The sequence below is a fragment of the Lelliottia sp. genome (assembly GCF_045627565.1).
In the GTDB taxonomy this organism is placed as follows: domain Bacteria; phylum Pseudomonadota; class Gammaproteobacteria; order Enterobacterales; family Enterobacteriaceae; genus Enterobacter.
Map to the genome: position 1 here is coordinate 1 of NZ_JAZQNX010000042.1, position 21,198 is coordinate 21,198.

Genomic DNA, 21,198 nt, shown 5'->3' on the forward strand with positions numbered 1-21,198 from the left:
CAGGAAAACTGATGCCACGCCATGAGCTCACCCGCGGGCTTGAAAACCCAGAGGGCTAACGGGCTGTGGCATCAGGTCAAACGCATTGACAGTTTACCCGTCTGTTGACGGGGAACTGAAGTGACTTTAAACATACAAGGGGGAACAGGCGGCTCGGTGATTCGTTCCGTTCACCTTTCGTTCTCGGCTTCCTTGTTACACCAGAACCGGTGAACGTGTTAAGGGAGCTATCGCCATCCCCTTAACAATCCCGACTCCCGGCAAGAACATCGCCGCTTCGCGGATGACTCGCCCCATCCATGGGGCTCGCCCCGGCCTGCGCAAAACGACTCAGCGATTGACAGCCGGACCAAAACCTCGCGGTGAGTTCTTTATCTCGTTTAAAAGGTGAATCGTATAATTAAATTTTATCCCGCCCGATAAAACGGCTTATCACCCAAAATCGTGGCGCGCTCCATAATCCTGCGCTGCGGCAGATAATCGGCGTTGGCGTAGTGCTGTGTCACACGGTTATCCCAGATCGCCAGATCGTTTTGCTGCCAGCGCCAGCGCACCTGGAACTCCGGTTTGGTGATGTGCGCAAACAGGAACGTTAAGAGCGTTTCGCTCTCTTTCTCGCTCACATCAACAATGCGCGTTGTGAACCCTTCGTTCACAAACAGCGCCTGCTTACCCGTCACGGGATGCGTGCGGATCACCGGATGCAGCAGCGGCGGATGTTTCGCTACCGCCTCCAGCCAGCGCTGATGCTCTTCTTCCGTTTTACGGTATTTGTATTCCTGGAACGATTTCCTGAAATCGTGCTCCGCACGCAGGCCACTCAGTAACTGCTTAAACGGTTCTGAAAGTGCCTGATATGCCGCAATTCCGCTGGTCCATAAGGTATCGCCCCCGCTTTCAGGCAGCTGTTTTGCCGCCAGAATCGCCCCTGCGGGCGGCGTCTCAATAAACGTCACATCGGTGTGCCAGTTATCATTGTCCGGCGGGTTATCGTTGTGGGTATCCAGCACGATGATTTCTTCCACCCCTTCCGCATGCGGATACACCGGGTGAATGTGCAAATCGCCGAATCGCAACGCCAGCGCGCGCTGCTGCTGAGCAGTCACCGCCTGCTCACGCAGAAACACCACCTGATGGCGCAAAACCGCGTGATACAGTTGCTCGAACTGGTTATCGCTCAGCGGGCGGGCCACGTCGAGACCCGAAATTTGCGCGCCGATATGCGGTCCCAGCGGGGTAATGGTCAGACGTTCACTCATTGTATTTCTCCATGCCAGGGCGTCAGGCGGCGCTGTAGCGCGCGCAGCCCCAATTCTAAACCAAAGGCAATCACGGCGATCACCATGATCCCTGCCAATACCACGTCGGTTGCCAAAAACTCACCCGCCGACTGCACCATAAAACCGAGCCCGCGCGTGGCGGCGATAAGCTCCGCCGCCACCAGCGTCGACCAGCCCACGCCCAAACCAATGCGCAAGCCGGTTAAAATTTCCGGCAACGCGCCGGGTAAAATCACAAACCACAGCACCTGCGCGCGACTCGCCCCCAGCGACTGGGCTGCGCGCAAACGCACCTGCTGCGCGCTTTTTACTCCCGCGACCGCCGACATGGCGACAGGGGCAAAAATCGCCAGATAGATAAGCAAAATCTTCGACGTTTCGCCGATGCCAAACCAAATCACCATCAGCGGCAAATAGGCTAGCGGCGGCACCGGGCGATACAGCTCAATCAGCGGGTCGAGAATGCCGCGCACCGTTGGGCTTAAGCCCATCGCGATACCCACCGGGATCCCTAAAACAACCGCCGCCAACAGCGCCACCAGAATTCGGCCAAGACTTGCCGCAAGATGCTGCCAGAGCGTCGCATCCATAAAGCCCTGCGGCCCGGCGATGGTGATAAGTTTCGCCAGCACCTGTCCCGGCGGCGGCAAGAACAGCGGGCTAACCCACTGCTTCGCGGCCACTGCCCACCAGATGGCTAACAACACCAGCAAAGTAAGCGTGCTTAAGGTAATTTGACGGGAAAACGGCCAGCGCAAAGTGATGCGTTTTCCTGCCCGTTTTTCGCTAAACACGATGCTCATGAGAAGGCCTCCCGCTGCTCAAACACGCGGCTCAGCACATATTCGCGCTGGGCAATAAACTGCGGATCGGACTTGATGCTGCGAACCGGTTCTCCCGCGACGTAGCGTCGTGCAAAATCCAGCGGCAAACGTTCCAGTACGCGCCCCGGTCCCGGGGATAACAGCACCAGCTCGGTCGCCATAAACACCGCCTCTTCAATATCATGGGTAATCAGCAACACCTGCTTGCCGGTGTCGTGCCACAGGCGCAGCAGCAGAGTTTGCATCTGCTCGCGAGTGAAGGCATCCAGCGCGCCAAAAGGTTCGTCCAGCAGCAACAGCTGAGGATTAGCCGCTAGCGCGCGAGCAATGCCCACACGCTGACGCTGCCCGCCGGACAACTGCCAGATAAAGCGTTTTTCAGCGCCTTCCAGACCCACTTTTTTAAGCATCTGGCGCGCAGTCTCTAACCGCTGCTCGCGGGGTATTCCTGCCAGTTGCAGGCCAAAGGCCACGTTTTCCTGCACGTTGCGCCAGGGCAACAGCCCCTCGCTCTGGAAGACCACGCCGCGCTCTGCGCCAGGACCGTCCACGCGTTGCCCTTCCAGCTGAATCGTCCCGTGCTGATAAGGTACAAACCCGGCGATCAGATTCAGCAGCGTGGTTTTGCCGCAGCCGGACGGCCCCAGCACCACCATCAGCTCGCCGCTCTCCAGCGTCAGATTAATATCGTCCAGCGCGGGTTTCCCGCCGTAGCTGGCGGACAGGTTTGTAATATTCAGCATCGCGATCCCCTTATTTCACAAAGCGATCGGTCACGAACTGGCTATAATCCGCCGCCACCGCAGGCACTTTGCCCTGCTCTTTCAGAAACCCGGCGGTGTCGATAATCGCTTTATTCACCGGGCCAGAAAGCTGCTGGACCTGCTGCGCTGGCGTCAGATAGGTATTGCCCTTGACCAAACCCGGCACGTCCGCTTCTGGCACACCGCTGAGACGCGAGAGTTTTTCCAGATTGGCGGGCTGTTTCAGCCATTCATCGGGATTGGCGATGTAGGGCTGTTGCGCGTCGATGGCGCTTTTCGCAAAGGCTTTCACCACGTCAGGATGTTTCTCGGCAAAGTCTTTACGCACCACCCAGACATCAAGCGTTGGCGCGCCCCACTCTGCCACTTTTTCGGAATCGGTCAGCACCGTGCCGTCTTTTTCCAGCGCGTTCACCGCCGGTGCCCAGACATACGCCCCATCAATATCACCGCGCTGCCAGGCGGCGATAATCGCCGGCGGTTGCAGGTTAAGGATCTCCACCTGACCCGGCTTGATACCCCAGTGTTTGAGTGCCGCCAGCAGGCTGTAGTGGGTGGTAGAGATAAACGGCACGGCGATACGTTTGCCGATCAAATCTTCAGGTTTGGTGATCCCTTTCTTCACCACCAGCGCTTCGGAATTCCCGAGCTGCGAGGCAAGAAGAAACACTTCAATGGGCACTTGCTGGCTCGCAGCAACCGCCAGCGGGCTGGAGCCGAGATTCCCGATCTGCACGTCGCCGGACGCCAATGCCCGCACGATGGCTGCGCCGCTGTCGAACTTACGCCAGTCCACTTTCGCGCCGCTTTCTTTCGCAAACGCCCCATCCGCCTGCGCGACTTTTGCCGGTTCCGCAGAAGTTTGATACGCGACGGTGACATCAACCGCCTGCGCCTGAAATGCCCACAGCGCCAGAGCGCCGAGTAGTGTGATACGCGATGAAATTGCCATGGTGTCTGCTCCCCTCTTTTGTTATGGGTGCAGTATTTCCGGCGCGAGAATTTTGATAAAGGAATAAAAAAGCATCGTTAATGCCGAAAGGTTTTTAGAAAAAAAGCGGCAAAGGATAGTGAATTTTGTGGAATCTGGATGCGTCTTCGTTTGAGCTAACGCAGCCCGAAGCATTTAGCATCGGCACAGTCTGCTCCTTCACCCCAGGGGGAGAAGGCTGGGATGAGGGGAAAAGATAGCTCTGGCGGTCATTCCGTTCACCTTAGGTTTCTTGCTTCACTGTGACACGTTGACCTGTGAACGTGCCAGGGTGGCTCATCGCCCCCCTCTGGCAACCCGGGCTACCGGCAAGAAAATCGCCGCTACGCGGTGCCCTCAGCTTATTCCTGCAGGCTATCGGGTCGGGCGTGATCCTGCATCCATGCAGGTCACACCCTCTCGGTGCTTCCATGCGCCTCGCCCCGGCCTTTCGGAAACGCTTCGGCGATTTACAGCCGGACCCAAGGTCATCGCTGAATTATTGTCAGTGTCATCAACACTTTTCCTGCGGCCATAAGAATGGAATAGCAAAACCCGCACGGAACACTCTATATATTGCAATTCTGTTACATCCGTTACATAACCATACGCACACGATTGCCAGCCCGGCGGCGGCAGGCATCATAGAGAAACTATTCAGCAAAGGTATGAATGATGATCAAAGTGGTGCTGGTGGACGACCACGTGGTGGTCCGATCTGGATTCGCTCAGCTGTTAAATCTGGAAGAGGATCTGATCGTCGAAGGCCAATACGGCAGCGCTGCCGAAGCGTGGCCAGCCTTGTCACGTAACGATATTGACGTCGCGGTGATGGACGTCGCCATGCCCGACGAAAATGGTCTTAGCCTGCTGAAACGCCTGCGTCAGCAGCGCCCCGGCTTTCGCGCAATCATTCTCAGTATTTATGATACTCCTGCGTTTGTGCAGAGCGCGCTCGATGCGGGTGCCAGCGGATATCTCACTAAACGCTGCGGGCCGGAAGAGCTTGTACAGGCCGTACGCTCGGTCGGGATGGGCGGACATTATCTTTGCGCCGATGCGGTCAAAGCCCTGCGCGGCGGCCAGCCCATATCCAAAGTGCTCGATGTACTGACTCCGCGCGAGCGCGAAGTGTTCGACCTGCTGGTGAAAGGTGAAAGCGTCAAAGCCATCGCCTTTACGCTCGAACTGAGCCACAAAACGGTACACGTGCATCGCGCCAACGTATTGGGAAAATTGCAGTGCAACAGCACCATCGAACTGGTGCATTTCGCTCTCAATAATCAGCTGCTGACGGGCCACTGATGCGGCGCTCCGTGCGGCACATTATCCTCTCGCTGTTCATTATGCTGGCCTGGGGCACCGGCTGGCTGATGCTGTGGACGCTCAGTTTTTATCTGACGCACAACGGCCAACAGGCTGCGCTGTTCCTGCCGCAGGGCGTGTACCTGGCGCTGCTGATTTTGCTGTCGCGCCGCTTCTGGCCGGCGTTAATTCTGTCGACTCTCGTTGCCATCGGGTGGTTACACAGCGAACAGCTCCTGACCCGCTACGAGATGCTGGCGGTTCCGCTGATTGGGACGGCCGCCGCCTGGCTGACGCAACGCTACTGGCACCGTTTCCCGCTGTACTGGCAGCGTCTTTCCCTGCTGATTGCGGCGGTGACGTTCAACGCGCTGCTGCAAACGTTGCTACTTTCACCGTTTCTGGAAAGTCCTGGTACGCTTCTGCTGCTGGCCTCTTTTACCGGCGGGGTGTTGCTCACGCCGTTTGTCTATCTGGTGTTTGAGTTTTTGCGCCAGCAGCATCGCTACCATTTGCTCGGGCTGGACACCAGTAATCCACCGCTGCGCACCTCGCTTATCATCTGGTGCAGCCTGTTTTTTATCATCGGGATCGGCACGCAAATGGTGCTCTCCCCCGCCCTTGAGCGCCTGCTGCTGATTGTGGTGTTTCTGCCAAACGTGGTGATGGCGTGGAAGTTTGGCTGGCAGGGCGGCGTGCTGTCTGGGCTGCTGGGCAGCATGATGATCACCATCGCGCGCCAGGTTGGCGTGGGGTTTACCGATCTGATGGAGCTGGAGATTTTCCTCGCCACCCAGTCGTTGCTCGGGATTGGCCTGGGGATCGCCATCAGCCGTCAGCAGCAGCTGGCGCTGAACCTTGACCACTATCGCCGCCGGCTGGAAGCCGAACTTCAGGCCCGGCGGGCGCTCACCGAAAAGCTGATCCATACCGAAGAAGATACCCGCAAGCATCTGGCTCGCGAGCTACACGACGAGATTGGTCAGAACATTACCGCCATTCAAATTCAGTCTCAACTGGTCAAGCGCGCGGGCGATACCCCGCTGGCGGTTGAGGCGGCCGGGCAGATCAACGAACTGGCGCGGCGGATTCATCACTCCACCCGACAGCTGCTGCGCCAGTTGCGCCCGCCCGTTCTCGACGAACTGTCGCTGAAAGAGGCGCTGCATCATCTGGTCAACGAATTTGCTTTTGCCGAGCGCGGGATTACCTGTCGGTTTGACTATCAACTGCCCGCGCCACCGGAAAATGAAACCCTGGTATTCACCCTGTATCGCCTGTTGCAGGAGCTGCTGAATAACGTCAGTAAACACGCCGATGCCAGTGAAGTGACGATTGTCCTTCGCCAGCAGGAAAACCGGCTGCATCTGGAAGTCGCGGACAACGGCAGCGGCATCAGCGCGGAAAAAACCTCCGGCTTTGGAATTCAGGGGATGCGCGAGCGCGTCCACGCTCTCGGGGGCGAATTTACGCTGAGCTCCCACGCCGGTACGCGCGTAACTGTTAACCTGCCCACAATTTTGCAACAAACACTTCACTAACCAGGAAAAAGTCTTAGTCACTCCAGACTTTCTCTCATCCCTTTTTCGTCACGCTTTCATACAGTCATCTCAAACGGAGAACACCATGCACGCACTGTCTGCTGAAGAGATTACTCAACGCTATCGGGCGATTCGCCCACGATTGCTGTTGTGCATGGCCATCGGGTACGCCGCGTTTTACCTGACGCGCAAAAGCGTGAATTACGTTTTACCCGCGCTGCAAATGGATTTGGGGCTGAGTAAAAGCGATATCGGGCTGATCGGTTCGCTGTTTTATCTGAGCTACGGGCTGTCGAAATTTGCCGCCGGTCTGTGGCACGACAGCCACGGGCAGCGGGCGTTTATGGGCATCGGACTGCTGGCGACCGGCGTGCTGAACGTGCTGTTTACGTTTAGCGATTCGTTCCCGCTGCTGCTGTTTATCTGGACGCTGAACGGCTTCTTTCAGGGATGGGGATGGCCGCCATGCGCCCGATTGCTCACCCACTGGTATTCGCGCAACGAGCGCGGTTTCTGGTGGGGCTGCTGGAATACCTCCATCAATATTGGTGGCGCGATTATTCCATTGATATGTGCCTTTGCCGCCCATCTTTGGGGCTGGCAGGCAGCGATGCTGACACCGGGGATCATCAGCATTGTGCTCGGCATTTGGCTGACCACACAGCTGCGGGGAACACCGCAGGAAGAGGGTCTGCCGACGGTCGGGGAGTGGCGCAACGATCCGCTGGAGTTGCGCCAGGAACAGCATAGCCCGCCGATGGGGCTGTGGCAGATGTTACGCACGACTATGCTGCAAAACCCGATGATCTGGCTGCTCGGCGCGTCGTATGTGCTGGTGTATCTGATCCGTATCGCGCTGAACGACTGGGGCAATATCTGGCTGTCAGAAAGCCACGGCGTCAATCTGTTGAGCGCCAACGCCACGGTAATGCTGTTTGAAGTGGGCGGTTTACTGGGCGCGCTGTTCGCCGGATGGGGTTCGGACCTGCTGTTTAGCGGCCAGCGTGCGCCGATGATTTTGCTGTTCACGCTGGGATTGATGGTTTCCGTTGCCGCGCTGTGGCTGGCACCGGTTCACCACTACGCCCTGCTGGCGATGTGCTTTTTTACCGTCGGATTTTTTGTGTTTGGCCCGCAAATGCTGATCGGCCTTGCCGCCGTGGAGTGCGGGCACAAACAGGCGGCAGGCTCGATTACCGGTTTTCTCGGCGTGTTTGCCTATCTGGGGGCGGCGCTGGCCGGGTGGCCGCTGTCGTTGGTTATCGAACATTACGGCTGGTCGGGGATGTTCAGTTTGCTCTCGATTGCCGCCGTACTGATGGGTTTATTGCTGATGCCGCTGCTGATGTCGGGCATCACCGCTTCTCGCAGTCACATAACGTCCTAAAAAGGCTGAATAATGAAAACAACTCTCCTCTCTACCCTCATTGCTTCTGGGATCGCGCTGGCCACCTTAACGGGTGCCGCGCAGGCTAAAGGCCGTCTGGTGGTGTATTGCAGCGCCACCAACGAAATGTGTGAAACCGAAACCAAAGCCTTTGGCGATAAGTACGACGTCAAAACCTCGTTTATCCGCAACGGCTCCGGCAGCACGCTGGCGAAAGTCGATGCCGAGAAGAAAAACCCGCAGGCTGACGTCTGGTACGGCGGCACGCTGGATCCGCAGTCGCAGGCCGGCGAAATGGGTCTGTTGCAGCCGTATAAATCGGCAAATCTGGAGCAGATCATGGAGAAATTCCGCGATCCGGCCAAGGTGAAAGGCAACTACTCTTCCGCTGTCTACGTCGGCATTCTGGGCTTTGGCGTGAACACTCAACGCCTGAAAGAGAAAAACCTGCCGGTACCCAAATGCTGGAAAGATCTGACCAAGCCGGAATACAAAGGCGAGATCCAGATAGCCGATCCGCAAAGCTCCGGTACGGCGTATACGGCACTGGCGACCTTCGTGCAGCTGTGGGGCGAAGATCAGGCGTTCGATTACCTGAAACAGCTGAACAGCAACGTGTCGCAGTACACCAAATCCGGTATCGCCCCGGCACGTAATGCCGCACGCGGTGAAACCGCCATCGGGATTGGCTTCCTGCACGATTACTCGCTGGAAAAAGAACAAGGCGCACCGCTGGAGCTGATTTCACCGTGCGAAGGCACCGGGTATGAAATCGGCGGCGTGAGCATTCTGAAAGGCGCGCGTAACGAAGAAAACGCGAAGCTGTTTGTGGATTGGGTGCTGTCGAAAGAGGCGCAGGAGCTGGCGTGGAAGAAAGGCAAATCCTACCAAATCCTGACCAACACCACGGCGGAAACCTCCCCGAACTCGCTGAAGCTCGACGACCTGAAATTGATCAGTTACGACATGGATAAATACGGCTCAACGGACGTGCGCAAGGCACTGATCAACAAATGGGTCAGCGACGTGAAGATGGGTAAATAAGCCCGCAAACCGTAGTTATACCCAAATAATTCGCGTTGCAGGCAGGCGGTAAACGAGCAAATCCCCGGGAGCTTACTCAAGTAAGTGACTGGGGTGCGTGAGAGCAGCCAACGCATCTGCAACTCGAAGTATGACGGGTATATCGCCCGGCGGATTTTCCCATCGGGCCTCCAACACTCGGAAAACGTATGTCACACACATTAGCTCTCCATCCCGCCAAGAAACGGGATGCGGTATTCCTTTGGGTTTTGCTTGGCTGGCTGGCGTTTGCCCTCCTGCCAAGCTGGAGCCTGGATTACGGCCTGCTGGAGTCGACGCGCGACGAGATCCTCGACGCCTACAGCTGGTCACATTTCAACGTTAGCTGGCTGTGGTATTTACTGCCAAGCCTGCTGCTGGTGCGTCCGTTCAGTGAAGCGAAACGCGAACAGATTAGCCGCCATTATATTGATGCCGGATGGGCGCTGCTGTGTATGGCGTTTATCGTCATCAGCGCCACGGTCGAAGGACGCGGGTTAGGTTACGCGTCTATCGTGCTGTTCGTCGCGCTGGGGGCGATCATGACGCTGGCGCTGACGCGACTCGAGTGGCTGGGCGGCGATCGCTTTGTGATTGCCTCTCTGATAACCATCGTCGCCCTGATCGGCATCTTTATCGTCTGGCCGAGCATCGCCATTTTCATTCCGATGTTCACCACCGATACGGGCGAATTTGCGCCGCTGGCCTTTATGACGGTGCTGTCGCAGGCGCATATCGTTCAGGTCATTATCAACTCGATTGTGCTGTCGATTGCCGTCGGTATCGGCTGTACGTTCTTTGGGTTGGTGCTGGCGATCTACACCACCCGCATCGCCAGACGCAGCGCCATTATTGGGCGTATCTTCTCGATTCTGCCGATCGTCACCCCGCCGTTTGTGGTGGGCCTGGGCGTGACGCTGATGATGGGCCGCTCCGGCTACATCACCGAGCTGATGGTCGATTGGTTTGGCCTGACCAACACCAACTGGCTGTACGGGTTCACCGGTATCTGGCTGGCGCAGGTGCTGGCCTTTACGCCGATGGCGTTCATGATCCTCGACGGAGCCATCAAAACGATTCATCCGTCGCTGGAAGAGGCGTCGTATACCCTGCGCGCCAGCCGCTGGCAGACCTTTAACGGCGTGTTTGTGCCGTTGCTGAAACCCGCGCTGGCAAACGCCTTCCTGATTGTTATCGTGCAGTCGCTGGCCGATTTCAGTAACCCGCTGGTACTGGGCGGCAACTTCGACGTGCTCGCCACGCAAATCTACTTCTATATCACCGGCTCGCAGCTGGATTATCAGGCCGCCAGTACGCTTGGCGCGTTCCTGCTGGTCTTCTCGCTGCTGGTGTTCTGCATTCAGTATATGTGGATCGGCAAGCGGTCTTACGTGACCGTGTCGGGCAAATCCTACCGTGGCGACGTGCAGCCGCTGCCGGTGACGCTGGTATGGGGTGTGGTGGCGCTGTTGTCCGTCTGGATCGCCTTTAACGCCCTGCTCTACGGCAGCATTTTCTACGGCAGCTTTACAGTGAACTGGGGCGTGGATTACACCCTGACGCTGGATAACTTTATCAAGCTGTTCGGCCAGGGCATGAGCGACGGCGCGTGGCCTTCACTGCTCGATACGCTGCTGTACGCCGGGATCGCCGCGCCGATCACCGCAGGTTTTGGCCTACTGATCGCCTGGGTGGTCGTGCGCCAGCAGTTCCGTGGCAAAAAGACTATCGAGTTCACCACCATGCTGTGCTTCGCCGTGCCAGGCACTGTGGCGGGCGTGTCGTACATTCTGGCCTTTAACAGCGCGCCGGTTTACCTCACGGGAACCGCCGCGATTGTGATTATTTCGATGGTGATGCGTAACGTGCCGGTGGGCATTCGCGCCGGGATCGCGGGACTGGGGCAGATCGACAAATCGCTGGATGAAGCGTCGCTTAGCCTGCGCGCCGGGAGTTTCCGGACCATCACGCATATTCTGCTGCCGCTACTGCGCCCGGCGATTCTGTCGGCGCTGATTTACAGCTTCGTGCGCGCCATTACCACCGTTAGCGCCATTGTGTTCCTCGTCACGCCGGATACCCGCGTGGCAACGGCCTACATTCTGAACCGCGTGGAAGACGGCGAATACGGCGTGGCGATTGCCTACGGCTCGATCCTGATTGTGGTCATGCTGGCGATCATTTTCCTCTTTGACTGGCTGATCGGTGAATCTCGCACTTCCCGTTCAAAAGCCAAAAACCAGGCGTAACACTATGACTCAGAAACATTTCGTTGAACTGCGCAATGTCACCAAGCGCTTTGGTAACAACACCGTTATCGAGAATATTAATCTGGCGATTCCGCAGGGGCAGATGGTGACGCTGCTCGGCCCGTCGGGCTGCGGCAAAACCACCGTGCTGCGTCTGGTAGCGGGACTGGAAAAACCCACAGAGGGGCAGATTTTAATCGACGGCGAAGACGTGACGCATCGGTCCATTCAGCAGCGTGATATCTGCATGGTGTTCCAGTCTTACGCCCTGTTCCCGCACATGTCGCTGGGCGAGAACGTGGGGTACGGCCTGAAAATGCTCGGCGTATCGCGCAGCGAAATAAAAACCCGCGTCAAAGAAGCGCTGGCGATGGTGGATCTGGACGGCTTTGAAGACCGATACGTCGACCAGATCTCCGGCGGGCAGCAGCAGCGCGTGGCGCTGGCCCGTGCGCTGATCCTCAAACCGAAAGTGCTGCTGTTCGATGAGCCGCTGAGTAACCTCGACGCCAACCTGAGGCGCAGCATGCGAGACAAAATTCGCGAGCTGCAAAAGCAGTTCAACATCACGTCGCTGTATGTGACCCACGATCAGAGCGAGGCGTTTGCGGTGTCCGACACCGTGCTGGTGATGAACAAAGGCAACATTATGCAGATTGGCTCGCCGCAGGATCTGTATCGCCAGCCCGCATCGCGCTTTATGGCGAGCTTTATGGGCGATGCCAACCTGTTCCCGGCACGCTTTCGCGAGGATTTCGTGGAGATCCACGGCTATCGCCTGCCGCGCCCACTGCACTTTGCCCGCGAAGGAACGGGATCGGTTGGCGTGCGCCCGGAAGCGATCACCCTGAGCGAACACGGCGAAGAGAGCCAGCGCTGCGTGATTCGCCATGTGGCGTATATGGGACCGCAGTATGAGGTGATTGTAAACTGGCACGGCCAGGAGATTTTGTTGCAGGTGAACGCCACGCGCCTGCAGCCGAACGAAGGCGATAACTATTACCTGGAGATCCACCCGTACGGCATGTTTGTGCTGGCGGATGCAGCCTAGGTAAAAGCAAAACGGCAACGCATGTTGTCGTTTTTAATGTCTTCCCCCTCTCCCCGTAGGAGCGGGTTGGAGTAAGAGCATCAGGCTGCACAAGGTCAATGCAAAACGGCAACGCACGTTGTCGTTTTAGTGTCTTCCCCCTCTCCCCGTGGGAGAGGGTTGGGGTGAGGGCATCCGGCTGCACAAGGTCAATGCAAAGCGGCAACGCACGTTGTCGTTTTAGTGTCTTCCCCCTCTCCCCGTGGGAGAGGGTTGGGGTGAGGGCATCAGACTCGCACTCCCCCCTGTTTTTATACGAGCCATTACCAGAGAAGGCCATAAATATACCGACTCCGGGAAAGACAAGTGGCGCTATATCTGCACCATTTAACATAAATTTTCCATTAATCGCCATACATTACCCATTATAAAACTGTGGATTTAGTGTATAGCGTACGTGGTTATTTTTTATCAAAAATGCGTAATCGGCTATTAATGGACTTTAAATGCCATTCAAACTAAATCCTCTAACGGTTCGCTATATATATGAGATTGCGATACGGGTTTAGGCGTCAAACGATCGCATTTTATGTGCCGCGCTCCAGTGAGGACATAAAACCCGCACTCATCTGCGCTGCGCGTTCAGCTCCGCAATGTCTTTCGGCGTCGTACGACAGCATCCGCCAATCAGCTTCGCGCCTGCCGCCAGCCACTGCGGTAGATAACCCGCCAGCGTTTCGCAGGCTTCGCCGTGGTGATGCCAGGTTTTGGTCACGGCGTCATAGTGCTCGCCCGAATTCGGATAAACCACCAGCGGCAGCGCAGTCAGGCTGTGCAGATGCTCAAGCGCGGCGGTGGTGTTTTCCAGCGCGATGCAGTTGATGCCCAGCGCGACAATTTGCGGATAATCCACCAGGGCGGTAACCACTTCACGCAGCGGCGTGCCGTCGCTAAGGTGCTCGCTGTCACGCAGGGTAAACGAAAACCACGCGCGAGCACGGGGATATTCACTCAGCAACGCCGCCAGGGCTTTGATCTCTGCAAATGACGGCAGCGTTTCGCAGGCCAGTAAGTCGGCCCCCGCATCCAGTAGCGCCTCTACGCGCGGGCGGTGAAACTCGGTCAATTCTTGCGCACTGCGCACGTAATCCCCGCGATACTCAGACCCGTCCGCCAGATACGCACCGTAAGGCCCGACAGAACCGGCGACCAGCAGCGTGCCCGCGTGCGCGTTTTCAGCCAGATAGGCTTCGCGCGCCTTACGCGCCAGCTCCACGCTTTTACCAATCAGCGCCCGCGACTGCGCCTCGTCCAGGCCGCGCGCGGCAAAGCCTGCAGGCGTGGCCTGATAGCTGGCGGTGATCGCCACCTGTGCGCCAGCGCGGAAATAGTCCAGGTGTACGTCACGGATCAGATCCGGGTTTTCGACCAGCACTTTTGCCGACCATAGGCTGTCGGCCAGGTTACACCCGCGCGCTTCAAGCTCCGTCGCCATTGCGCCGTCCAGCACGATAAACGGCTGTGTTTCAAGGAGAGCGTTAAGAGGATTATTCAGCGACATGTTCAGGCTCCTGCGTTTTAAGATTTTGGGTGAGGTAATACGCACCATAACACAGGGCGACAAACGGAATTCCGCAGTAAAGGGCAATGCGCTGGCTTGGATCAAAGGCCAGACCGACGCAGGCCACCACGCACAGGACAAATCCCAATACCGGCACCAGCGGATACCAGGGGGCACGATACTGTAAATCCGCCAGCGGTTTGCCCGCCTGGAGATGACGGCGGCGGAACATAAAGTGCGAGGCGCAAATGCTTATCCACACCGCTACGACCGCAAACCCTGAAATCGCCGACAGCGCGACAAACACCGTGTCCGGGGCGATCACGCTGGAGAAGAGCGCCAAGACGCCGCCCAGCATCGACACCGAGATCGCCGTCAGCGGCACGCCGTTTTTATTGACGCGGGCAAAGCAGCGCGGCAGCGTTTTCTCATTCGACAGCGACCATAGCATGCGGCCCGACGCATACAGCCCGGAGTTCGCCGCCGACAGAATGGCCGTCAGGATCACGAAGTTAAAAATGTCCGCCGCATACGGAATGCCGACTTTCTCGAACACCAGCACGAACGGGCTTTTCTCCACGCCGGCCTGCTGCATCGGGATCAGCGCCGCCAGCACAAAAACGGTGCCGATGAAAAACAGGATCAGGCGCGCAATCGTGGTACGGATCGCCACCGGGATCACTTTATGCGGATTCTCGGTTTCGCCCGCTGCGATGCCAATCAGCTCGGTGCCGGAAAAAGCGAAGTTCACCGCCACCATGGTCATCAGAATCGGCAGGCCGCCGTGGGGGAACCAGCCTTCGGCGGTAATATTGGATAAGCCCGGCGCGGGTGAACCGTCCTGCATCGGGATAAAGCCGAAGATCGCCGCTCCGCCCAGGATAATAAAGGCGATGATGGTGATGACTTTCACCAGCGAGAACCAGAATTCGCCTTCGGCGAAGAAACGCGTCGAGATGACATTGAGGGCAAAAATCACCGCGCAGAACACCACGCACCACGCCCACACGGGCACCTGCGGGAACCAGTACTGCATGCAGAATCCGGCAGCGGTAAAGCTCGATCCGAGCGCCACGGTCCAGGTGAGCCAGTAAAGCCACGCGACGGTATAACCCGTGGCTGGCCCCAGATAGCGCGTGGCGTACACATGAAATGCCCCGGTTTCCGGCATCGCGACGGAAAGCTCGCCCAGACACTGCATTACCAGCCAGACCACCAGCGCACCGATCAGATACGCCAGCAGCGTGCCCGCCGCCCCGGTCGTGGAGATGATGTAACCCGTATTAAAAAATAAACCTGTGCCAATTACGCCACCCAGCGACAGCATAATCAGGTGACGCGTTTTCATGGTGCGCTTTAGCTGCCCATTGTCGTGTTCTGTTTGCATATTACCTTCTAAACGTATGGACATCTAAACATCCAAAGAAGGTTTTGTTATACCGTGATTGTTAACAAAAAGCTAGCCGCGAACCAAACGTAACCGCGCACGGCGGGCACTGAGTCGGGGTTGGTTTGTCATGATCACGTAGAGAATGGGTCGCCATGCCATAAGCACCTCCGTAAGCCGATACTGAAAGCATGGCGTGGACGGCGGGCATTTTCGGTCAGTCGAAAGTGGGATCCCGTCACCCCTTCTCATACAGAAAGGTGTGATCGCCCATTGCATCAAAGGGGTAAGGATGTGCAGAAAATCTAACGTTGTGATCCTGACGACAAAATTGGTAAATCAGCCAAAGGGTTCTATAGTCGACGGTGATTCTACGTTACCAGGACTGGCTCATGCGCTTTAAAGGACTTACCAAAGGTTTCTTCATTCTGATTCTCGCCATCGTTTCGCTGGCCTTCTTTGACATACTGGCGCCCTACTTTTCGGCCGTTCTCTGGGCCTCGATACTGGCCGTCATCTTCCATCCGGTGAAGAACAAACTGCGCAGCATGATGGGGGAACGCAACGGGCTGGCATCGCTGCTGACGCTGGGTATTATCTGCCTGATCGTGTTTACGCCGCTGATCGTGATTCTCTCGTCGCTGGCCATCGAGCTGAACGTGGTTTACGCCAAGCTCCAGCATACGAACTCCCAATTCCCGGAAGTGGTGGCAAGCCTGTTTGCGCACCTGCCGGAGTGGGCCCGGAATTTCCTTGTCGATCACAATTTGGATAATGCCGCGCAGATCCAGCAAAAGCTGTCTGACGCTGCGTTAAAAGGCGGACAGTATCTGGCCGGCAGCGCTTTCTTGATCGGCAAGGGCACGTTCGGCTTTGCTATCAGCTTCGGCATCATGATTTATTTGCTGTTTTTCCTGCTCAAAGACGGACCGTATCTGGTGCGCCAGATCCTCGATTCCCTGCCACTGTCCGATTTTGTTAAACAGCATCTGTTCGCGAAATTTGCCGCCGTCTCCCGCGCCACGGTCAAAGGCACGGTAGTTGTGGCTCTCGTGCAGGGTATTTTGGGCGGTATCGCCTTTTATATCGCCGGTATCGACGGCAGTATTTTGTGGGGCGCGCTGATGGCGTTCCTGTCGTTAATCCCGGCCGTCGGTTCGGCGATTATTTGGGTGCCCGCCGCTGTCTTCCTGTTTGCCACGCAACAGCTGTGGCAGGGGTTCTTCATTGTCGGCTTCTTTGTCATCATCGTGGGGCTGGTGGATAACATCCTGCGTCCGCTGCTGGTCGGCAAAGACACCAAAATGCCAGACTACCTGATCCTGATTTCTACGCTTGGCGGTATGGAAATTTACGGCATTAACGGCTTTGTGATTGGCCCGCTGATCGCCGCCCTGTTTATTGCCTGCTGGAATATTCTTTCTGGTCGCGACCATGCCGGTAATTCTGACGAAATCGACGAAGCCTTTATCGAAGAAGGAAAAAACCCTCCAGATTTGTGAAGCGGTGACGATATCTAACAGACCAGGCGGCCAATGGCCGCTTTTTTTTACACGGAAATCATGCGTTTCCTATAATTTCAGAAAAGATATCCCACAAATGGCCTAGAAGGATCCAACAGGTGCGTATTGCGACCATAACGAACTGGGCCTATGGTGCCACGGTGTGCCTGACAATCATCTCAGGCGTGGTGATGCTGATGGCGTCAAACGCGGATAATGTTGAGCGGCAGGCGGTAGAACAGCGACAGGTGTTTGATCAGCTGACTGAAGAAATTGAAGTTGAGATCTGGTCGCTTTCGGATCTGGCGCGGCTGTACGTGATCAAACAAGACTCCGACGTGCTGGCGGAATATCAGCAAAAAGAACAGTCCATGAAGGCCGTTGAGCATCGTCTGGCAAAGCTGAAAGACAACGGCGCGACGGATGAAGAACTGGCGCTACTGCATGAAGGATTCCGGGTTGTCGATGCGCTTCAGGATGAACAGCAGACCGCGTTAGCTCAGGTGACGCGCGGTGAGCAGTCGCAAGCCCTGGCGCTGCTTTACGCCAAACCTTACGAGCAAGAGCTGGAGCGGGCGCAAGACCAAATCGACCATTTCCGCCTGATGCTCGATCGCCGTGCGCAGGACGCCGTCCAGCAGGCGACCAACACATCACGCCTGTTACGTACCTTGTCTGAAGTGATGGTGGCCGTGACAGCCCTGCTGTTCCTGTTTGTGCTGGGTTTCATCTTAAAACGCCGGGTGCTGCGCCCGGTGGTGCGTCTGAGCGATGTGGTGAATCGTCTGGCCTCCCAGGATTATGCGGTTGAAACCCCCAACTTTAACCAGATCGACGAAATTGGTGACATGGCGCAGGCGATCCGTATTTTTCGCGAGAACGGGCTAGTACGACAGCGCCTGGAAAAAGAGCGCGACGCCGACTGGGCGATCCGCGAGCTGCTGGCGCGCATGACGCAGCGCTTGCAGGGCTGCGAAAACTTCGAGGATGTGATAAACGTCGCACAGCTTTTCGCCCCCAATATCGCGCCGGGAATATCCGGGCGGATCTATATTCTTGACCGCGATCCGTGGCAGATGCGCTGCGTCGCGCAATGGCTTGCGTCCGAAGGAAAGCAGGACCCATTCCATCCCGATGCGTGTTGGGCGGTGCGTCGCGGTCAGAGCCATCCACCGGTTAACGGCGAGCCGGATATCGCCTGCTACCATCTGCCGGAGAGCTGCGCCAATCACTCGCTCTGCGTCCCCCTGATCGCGCAGGGAGACGCGATTGGTTTACTCTCTTTCCAGAACATCACGCCAGAAACGGCGCCTTCTCGCGCGTATCTGGAACTGATGGCCGAAGCACTTGGCCTGGCGTTAGCGAACCAACGTCTGCGCGATGCCCTGCTCGAAAAAGCGCTCTATGATCCGTTAACGGGGCTGCGCAATCGTCACCATCTGGAAGACACGTTGCGCACCCAAATAAGCCTGGCGGCGCGCAATGCAGAACCTGTGAGTTGCCTGATGATCGACATTGATCACTTCAAAAATATTAACGACAGGTTCGGTCACGAGGCGGGCGATCAGGTGATCAAAAGCGTCGCGGCCATCATCCAACGCGCCGTTCACGACACTGGCGTGGCGTTCCGTTATGGCGGCGAGGAGTTTCTGGCGCTGCTGACGGGCGTCGATGAAGAAGGTGCCCACGCCTGCGCAACCGAGATTTTTGAGGGCATTCACACCCTCTCGATGCGCTATGGGCTGTCTGAAATCGGTCCCGTGGATGTGTCGATTGGCATCGCCAGCTACCCGGAGCACGTCCAGAGCGACAACCTGCTGCGTGCGGCCGACGTCGCGCTGTATCGTGCAAAAGAGCTGGGCCGTTCGCGGATTGTGAGTTTTGGGATGCTGGAGCCAGGTTAAGCGCTAGCGTGCCTGACAAAGCCAGACCGAATGCCCGCCGCATTCGGGATCTTCAAACATGACCTCAATCACTGCAAAACCATTTTCCGCCAGCCGTTGCCGGTATTCGTCCGGCGACAGGCTGGCGTGATACAGCGGTTCGCCTTCAAATTCCCCCATCGCGATACCGCTGTAGGTGCCGCTGGTGAACATCAGCACGCTGCCCGGATGGCTGTGACGCGCAAAAACGGGGAACATCTGGCGCTGATCGTCTGGGGTCAGGTGGAAAAAGCTGTCCCATGCAATCAGCCCGTCAAAGGTTTCCTTCAGCGCTAACTGACGCATATCCAGATTCAACCAGCGTTGATCAGGAAACTGCTGCTGCGCGCGAGCCAGCATTGCGGACGCGCCGTCGATACCCGTGATTTGATAATCTTGCTGAATGAAATACTCAGCGATGGGCTGACCATTCCCGCAGCCGATGTCCAGAATCGTCCCGCGTGAGCCGAGCAGATCGATAAATTTATCGAGCCAGGCTTTTTCCATTAAATGGCGGGAACGCAGGCGCGCAAAGGCATCCGCGTGCGTGTCGTAGAGGTGAAGAATGTTTTTTGCGGCGGATTCTGACATGTCCGGCTCTCGCGGTTGAGTTGTACGGTTTAGGGTTTATTCATCGCCAGCATGGTGATAATAACTGAACATATCACGCCTATAAAAAAACCGGCGCATTTCGCGCCGGTCTGTTTAAGGCTCAGTCACTGCCCGTCAGGCGGTGGTCACCGGTTTCTCTTCCGTTTTCACCTGTGCGTTTTCCAGCATACGACGCACCGGAACAATCAGCACCAGCAGCACCGCGGCACAGATCAACAGCGCAATGGAACAGCGCGCGAAGAGATTTGGCAGCATATCCAGCTGATCGGCTTTAACGTGACCGCCAATCAAACCGGCCGCCAGGTTGCCCAGCGCGCTGGCGCAGAACCATAGGCCCATCATCTGACCGCGCATTCTTTCCGGTGCCAGCAGGGTCATGGTCGCCAGACCAATCGGACTCAGACAGAGTTCACCCAGCGTCAGCATCAGGATGCTGCCCACCAGCCACATCGGCGATACGCCTGCCCCGCCGCTGTTCAATACGTTTTGTGCCGCCAGCATCATCACGCCAAAGCCCGCCGCCGCACACAAAATGCCGATCACAAACTTGGTGATGCTGCTCGGACGCACGTTATTACGCGCCAGCATTGGCCAGGCCCAGCTAAAGATCGGGGCCAGAATAATGATAAATAGCGCATTGATTGACTGGAACCATACCGCCGGGATTTCGAAATCACCGATCATACGGTTGGTATAATCGTTCGCAAACAGGTTGAACGACGTTGGTTTTTGCTCAAACGCAGACCAGAAGAACGCCGCGGAAACCAGCAGAATGAAACAGACCAGCAGTCTGGCGCGCTCTTTACGATTCAGACCGGCAAAGAGGAACAGCCAGATAAAATAGAGCGCGACCGAGGCCGCAATCACATAGACCAGCACGCTGGCGACCGCGACAGGGTTAATCACAATTACGCCCTGCGCAATCAGCGTCACAATAATCGCCACGCCAACCGCCAACGCCAGAAGCCAGGCACCTACGCCCTTTTTCTTCGCCACCGGATTGTTCCAGGTGGAATCCAGGCCAACTTCACTGTCGTAGCGTTTCATGGATGGCACGGCAAACACGCGGAAAATCACCAGCGCCACCAGCATCCCGATGCCACCGATGCCAAAGCCCCAGTGCCAGCCGTGCGTTTTAATCAACCAGCCGGAGATCAGCGGAGCGATAAACGACCCCATGTTGATGCCCATATAAAACAGCGAGAAGCCGCCGTCACGACGGGCATCGCCTTTTTTGTACAGCGTCCCCACCATGACCGAGATACAGGTTTTGAACAAACCGGAACCGAGGACGATGAACATCAGGCCGATAAAGAACAGATTGTTGCCCATAAAGGCCGACAGCGCGATCGACAGATGCCCAAGTGCAATCAGAATGGAACCGTACCAAACCGCCCGCTGCTGGCCGAGCCAGTTATCCGCCAGCCAGCCGCCAGGGAGCGCAGCGAGATACATACTGCCGGCAAAAATCCCGACGATGGCCGATGCGTTTTCACGCGCGAGCCCCATACCGCCGTCATAGACGGTCGCCGCCATGAACAGGATCAGTAACGGACGAATGCCATAAAACGAGAATCGCTCCCACATTTCGGTAAAGAAGAGCGAGCCGAGCGGATAAGGATGGCCGAAGAAAGTTCGGCTTTCGTTCTTATTAACAGAGGATTGCATAATGCTCCTGAGAAAGTGTGCCAGAGTGTTTGCTCCGCTGGCATGTACGCCGACCAGTCATCTATCTGGGCGATTTTTTACATGCAGCGATATTTTAATTAACCATATGATAACCAGACGTGGGTTTTGTCTAG

General features: G+C 56.8%; 16 protein-coding genes. 8 read left to right on the forward strand and 8 right to left on the reverse strand.

Annotated features, from left to right (window positions below):
- Positions 1-407: 407 nt before the first annotated feature.
- Genes tauD through tauA form a run of 4 tightly spaced genes read right to left on the reverse strand, consistent with a single transcriptional unit; the run spans position 408 to position 3,820 of the window.
- Entirely contained in the window at positions 408-1,259 is an 852-nt protein-coding gene (gene tauD, locus ACKI5T_RS19735) for a taurine dioxygenase (protein ID WP_407439638.1), read from the reverse strand.
- Positions 1,256-2,083, reverse strand: a complete 828-nt coding sequence (tauC, locus tag ACKI5T_RS19740; protein WP_407439640.1) for a taurine ABC transporter permease TauC — start codon at positions 2,081-2,083, stop codon at positions 1,256-1,258. Before tauC ends, tauD begins: the two co-directional genes overlap by 4 nt.
- Positions 2,080-2,847, reverse strand: a complete 768-nt coding sequence (tauB, locus tag ACKI5T_RS19745) for a taurine ABC transporter ATP-binding subunit (protein WP_407439642.1) — start codon at positions 2,845-2,847, stop codon at positions 2,080-2,082. The genes tauC and tauB overlap by 4 nt, the downstream gene beginning before the upstream one ends.
- A 10-nt stretch (positions 2,848-2,857) precedes the next feature.
- On the reverse strand, positions 2,858-3,820 hold the full coding sequence (gene tauA / locus ACKI5T_RS19750) for a taurine ABC transporter substrate-binding protein (protein WP_407439644.1): 963 nt from the start codon (positions 3,818-3,820) through the stop codon (positions 2,858-2,860).
- Between the two features lie 693 nt (positions 3,821-4,513).
- Between tauA and ACKI5T_RS19755 the strand changes: the two genes are divergently transcribed.
- The 6 genes from ACKI5T_RS19755 to fbpC all read left to right on the forward strand — a co-directional run bounded on the left by ACKI5T_RS19755 (position 4,514) and on the right by fbpC (position 12,433).
- Complete coding sequence (locus tag ACKI5T_RS19755) at positions 4,514-5,143, forward strand: response regulator (RefSeq protein ID WP_407439699.1); 630 nt, start codon at positions 4,514-4,516, stop codon at positions 5,141-5,143.
- On the forward strand, positions 5,143-6,684 hold the full coding sequence (locus ACKI5T_RS19760) for an MASE1 domain-containing protein (protein WP_407439646.1): 1,542 nt from the start codon (positions 5,143-5,145) through the stop codon (positions 6,682-6,684). Before ACKI5T_RS19755 ends, ACKI5T_RS19760 begins: the two co-directional genes overlap by 1 nt.
- Before the next feature lie 58 nt (positions 6,685-6,742).
- Positions 6,743-8,071 (forward strand): MFS transporter family glucose-6-phosphate receptor UhpC, encoded by a 1,329-nt coding sequence (gene uhpC, locus ACKI5T_RS19765; RefSeq protein WP_407439701.1) that lies wholly within the window; start codon positions 6,743-6,745, stop codon positions 8,069-8,071.
- A 12-nt stretch (positions 8,072-8,083) separates the two neighbouring features.
- Entirely contained in the window at positions 8,084-9,115 is a 1,032-nt protein-coding gene (locus ACKI5T_RS19770) for an ABC transporter substrate-binding protein (protein ID WP_133631077.1), read from the forward strand.
- 188 nt (positions 9,116-9,303) lie between these two features.
- The gene (locus tag ACKI5T_RS19775; protein ID WP_407439648.1) at positions 9,304-11,382 is read left to right on the forward strand and encodes an ABC transporter permease; all 2,079 of its coding nucleotides are present in this window, start codon (positions 9,304-9,306) and stop codon (positions 11,380-11,382) included.
- 4 nt (positions 11,383-11,386) lie between these two features.
- Positions 11,387-12,433, forward strand: coding sequence for a ferric ABC transporter ATP-binding protein (fbpC, locus tag ACKI5T_RS19780; RefSeq protein WP_407439649.1), 1,047 nt, complete (start codon positions 11,387-11,389; stop codon positions 12,431-12,433).
- Positions 12,434-13,037: 604 nt separating this feature from the next.
- Here fbpC and mmuM read toward each other — a convergent pair.
- Entirely contained in the window at positions 13,038-13,973 is a 936-nt protein-coding gene (gene mmuM / locus ACKI5T_RS19785) for a homocysteine S-methyltransferase (protein WP_407439650.1), read from the reverse strand.
- Entirely contained in the window at positions 13,960-15,360 is a 1,401-nt protein-coding gene (gene mmuP / locus ACKI5T_RS19790; RefSeq protein ID WP_407439703.1) for an S-methylmethionine permease, read from the reverse strand. The genes mmuM and mmuP overlap by 14 nt, the downstream gene beginning before the upstream one ends.
- 392 nt (positions 15,361-15,752) lie before the next feature.
- On the opposite strand from mmuP, the gene ACKI5T_RS19795 reads away from it, so the two are divergent.
- Both ACKI5T_RS19795 and ACKI5T_RS19800 read left to right on the forward strand, forming a co-directional pair.
- Entirely contained in the window at positions 15,753-16,862 is a 1,110-nt protein-coding gene (locus tag ACKI5T_RS19795) for an AI-2E family transporter (protein ID WP_407439652.1), read from the forward strand.
- 119 nt (positions 16,863-16,981) lie between these two features.
- Positions 16,982-18,766 carry a diguanylate cyclase gene (locus tag ACKI5T_RS19800; protein WP_407439654.1) on the forward strand — a complete coding sequence of 595 codons (1,785 nt, stop codon included), beginning with the start codon at positions 16,982-16,984 and terminating at the stop codon, positions 18,764-18,766.
- Between the two features lie 3 nt (positions 18,767-18,769).
- Here ACKI5T_RS19800 and ACKI5T_RS19805 read toward each other — a convergent pair whose 3' ends face one another.
- On the reverse strand, positions 18,770-19,375 hold the full coding sequence (locus ACKI5T_RS19805) for a class I SAM-dependent DNA methyltransferase (RefSeq protein ID WP_407439656.1): 606 nt from the start codon (positions 19,373-19,375) through the stop codon (positions 18,770-18,772).
- Between the two features lie 135 nt (positions 19,376-19,510).
- Positions 19,511-21,064 carry a peptide MFS transporter gene (locus ACKI5T_RS19810; RefSeq protein WP_407439658.1) on the reverse strand — a complete coding sequence of 518 codons (1,554 nt, stop codon included), beginning with the start codon at positions 21,062-21,064 and terminating at the stop codon, positions 19,511-19,513.
- Between the last annotated feature and the right edge of the window lie 134 nt (positions 21,065-21,198).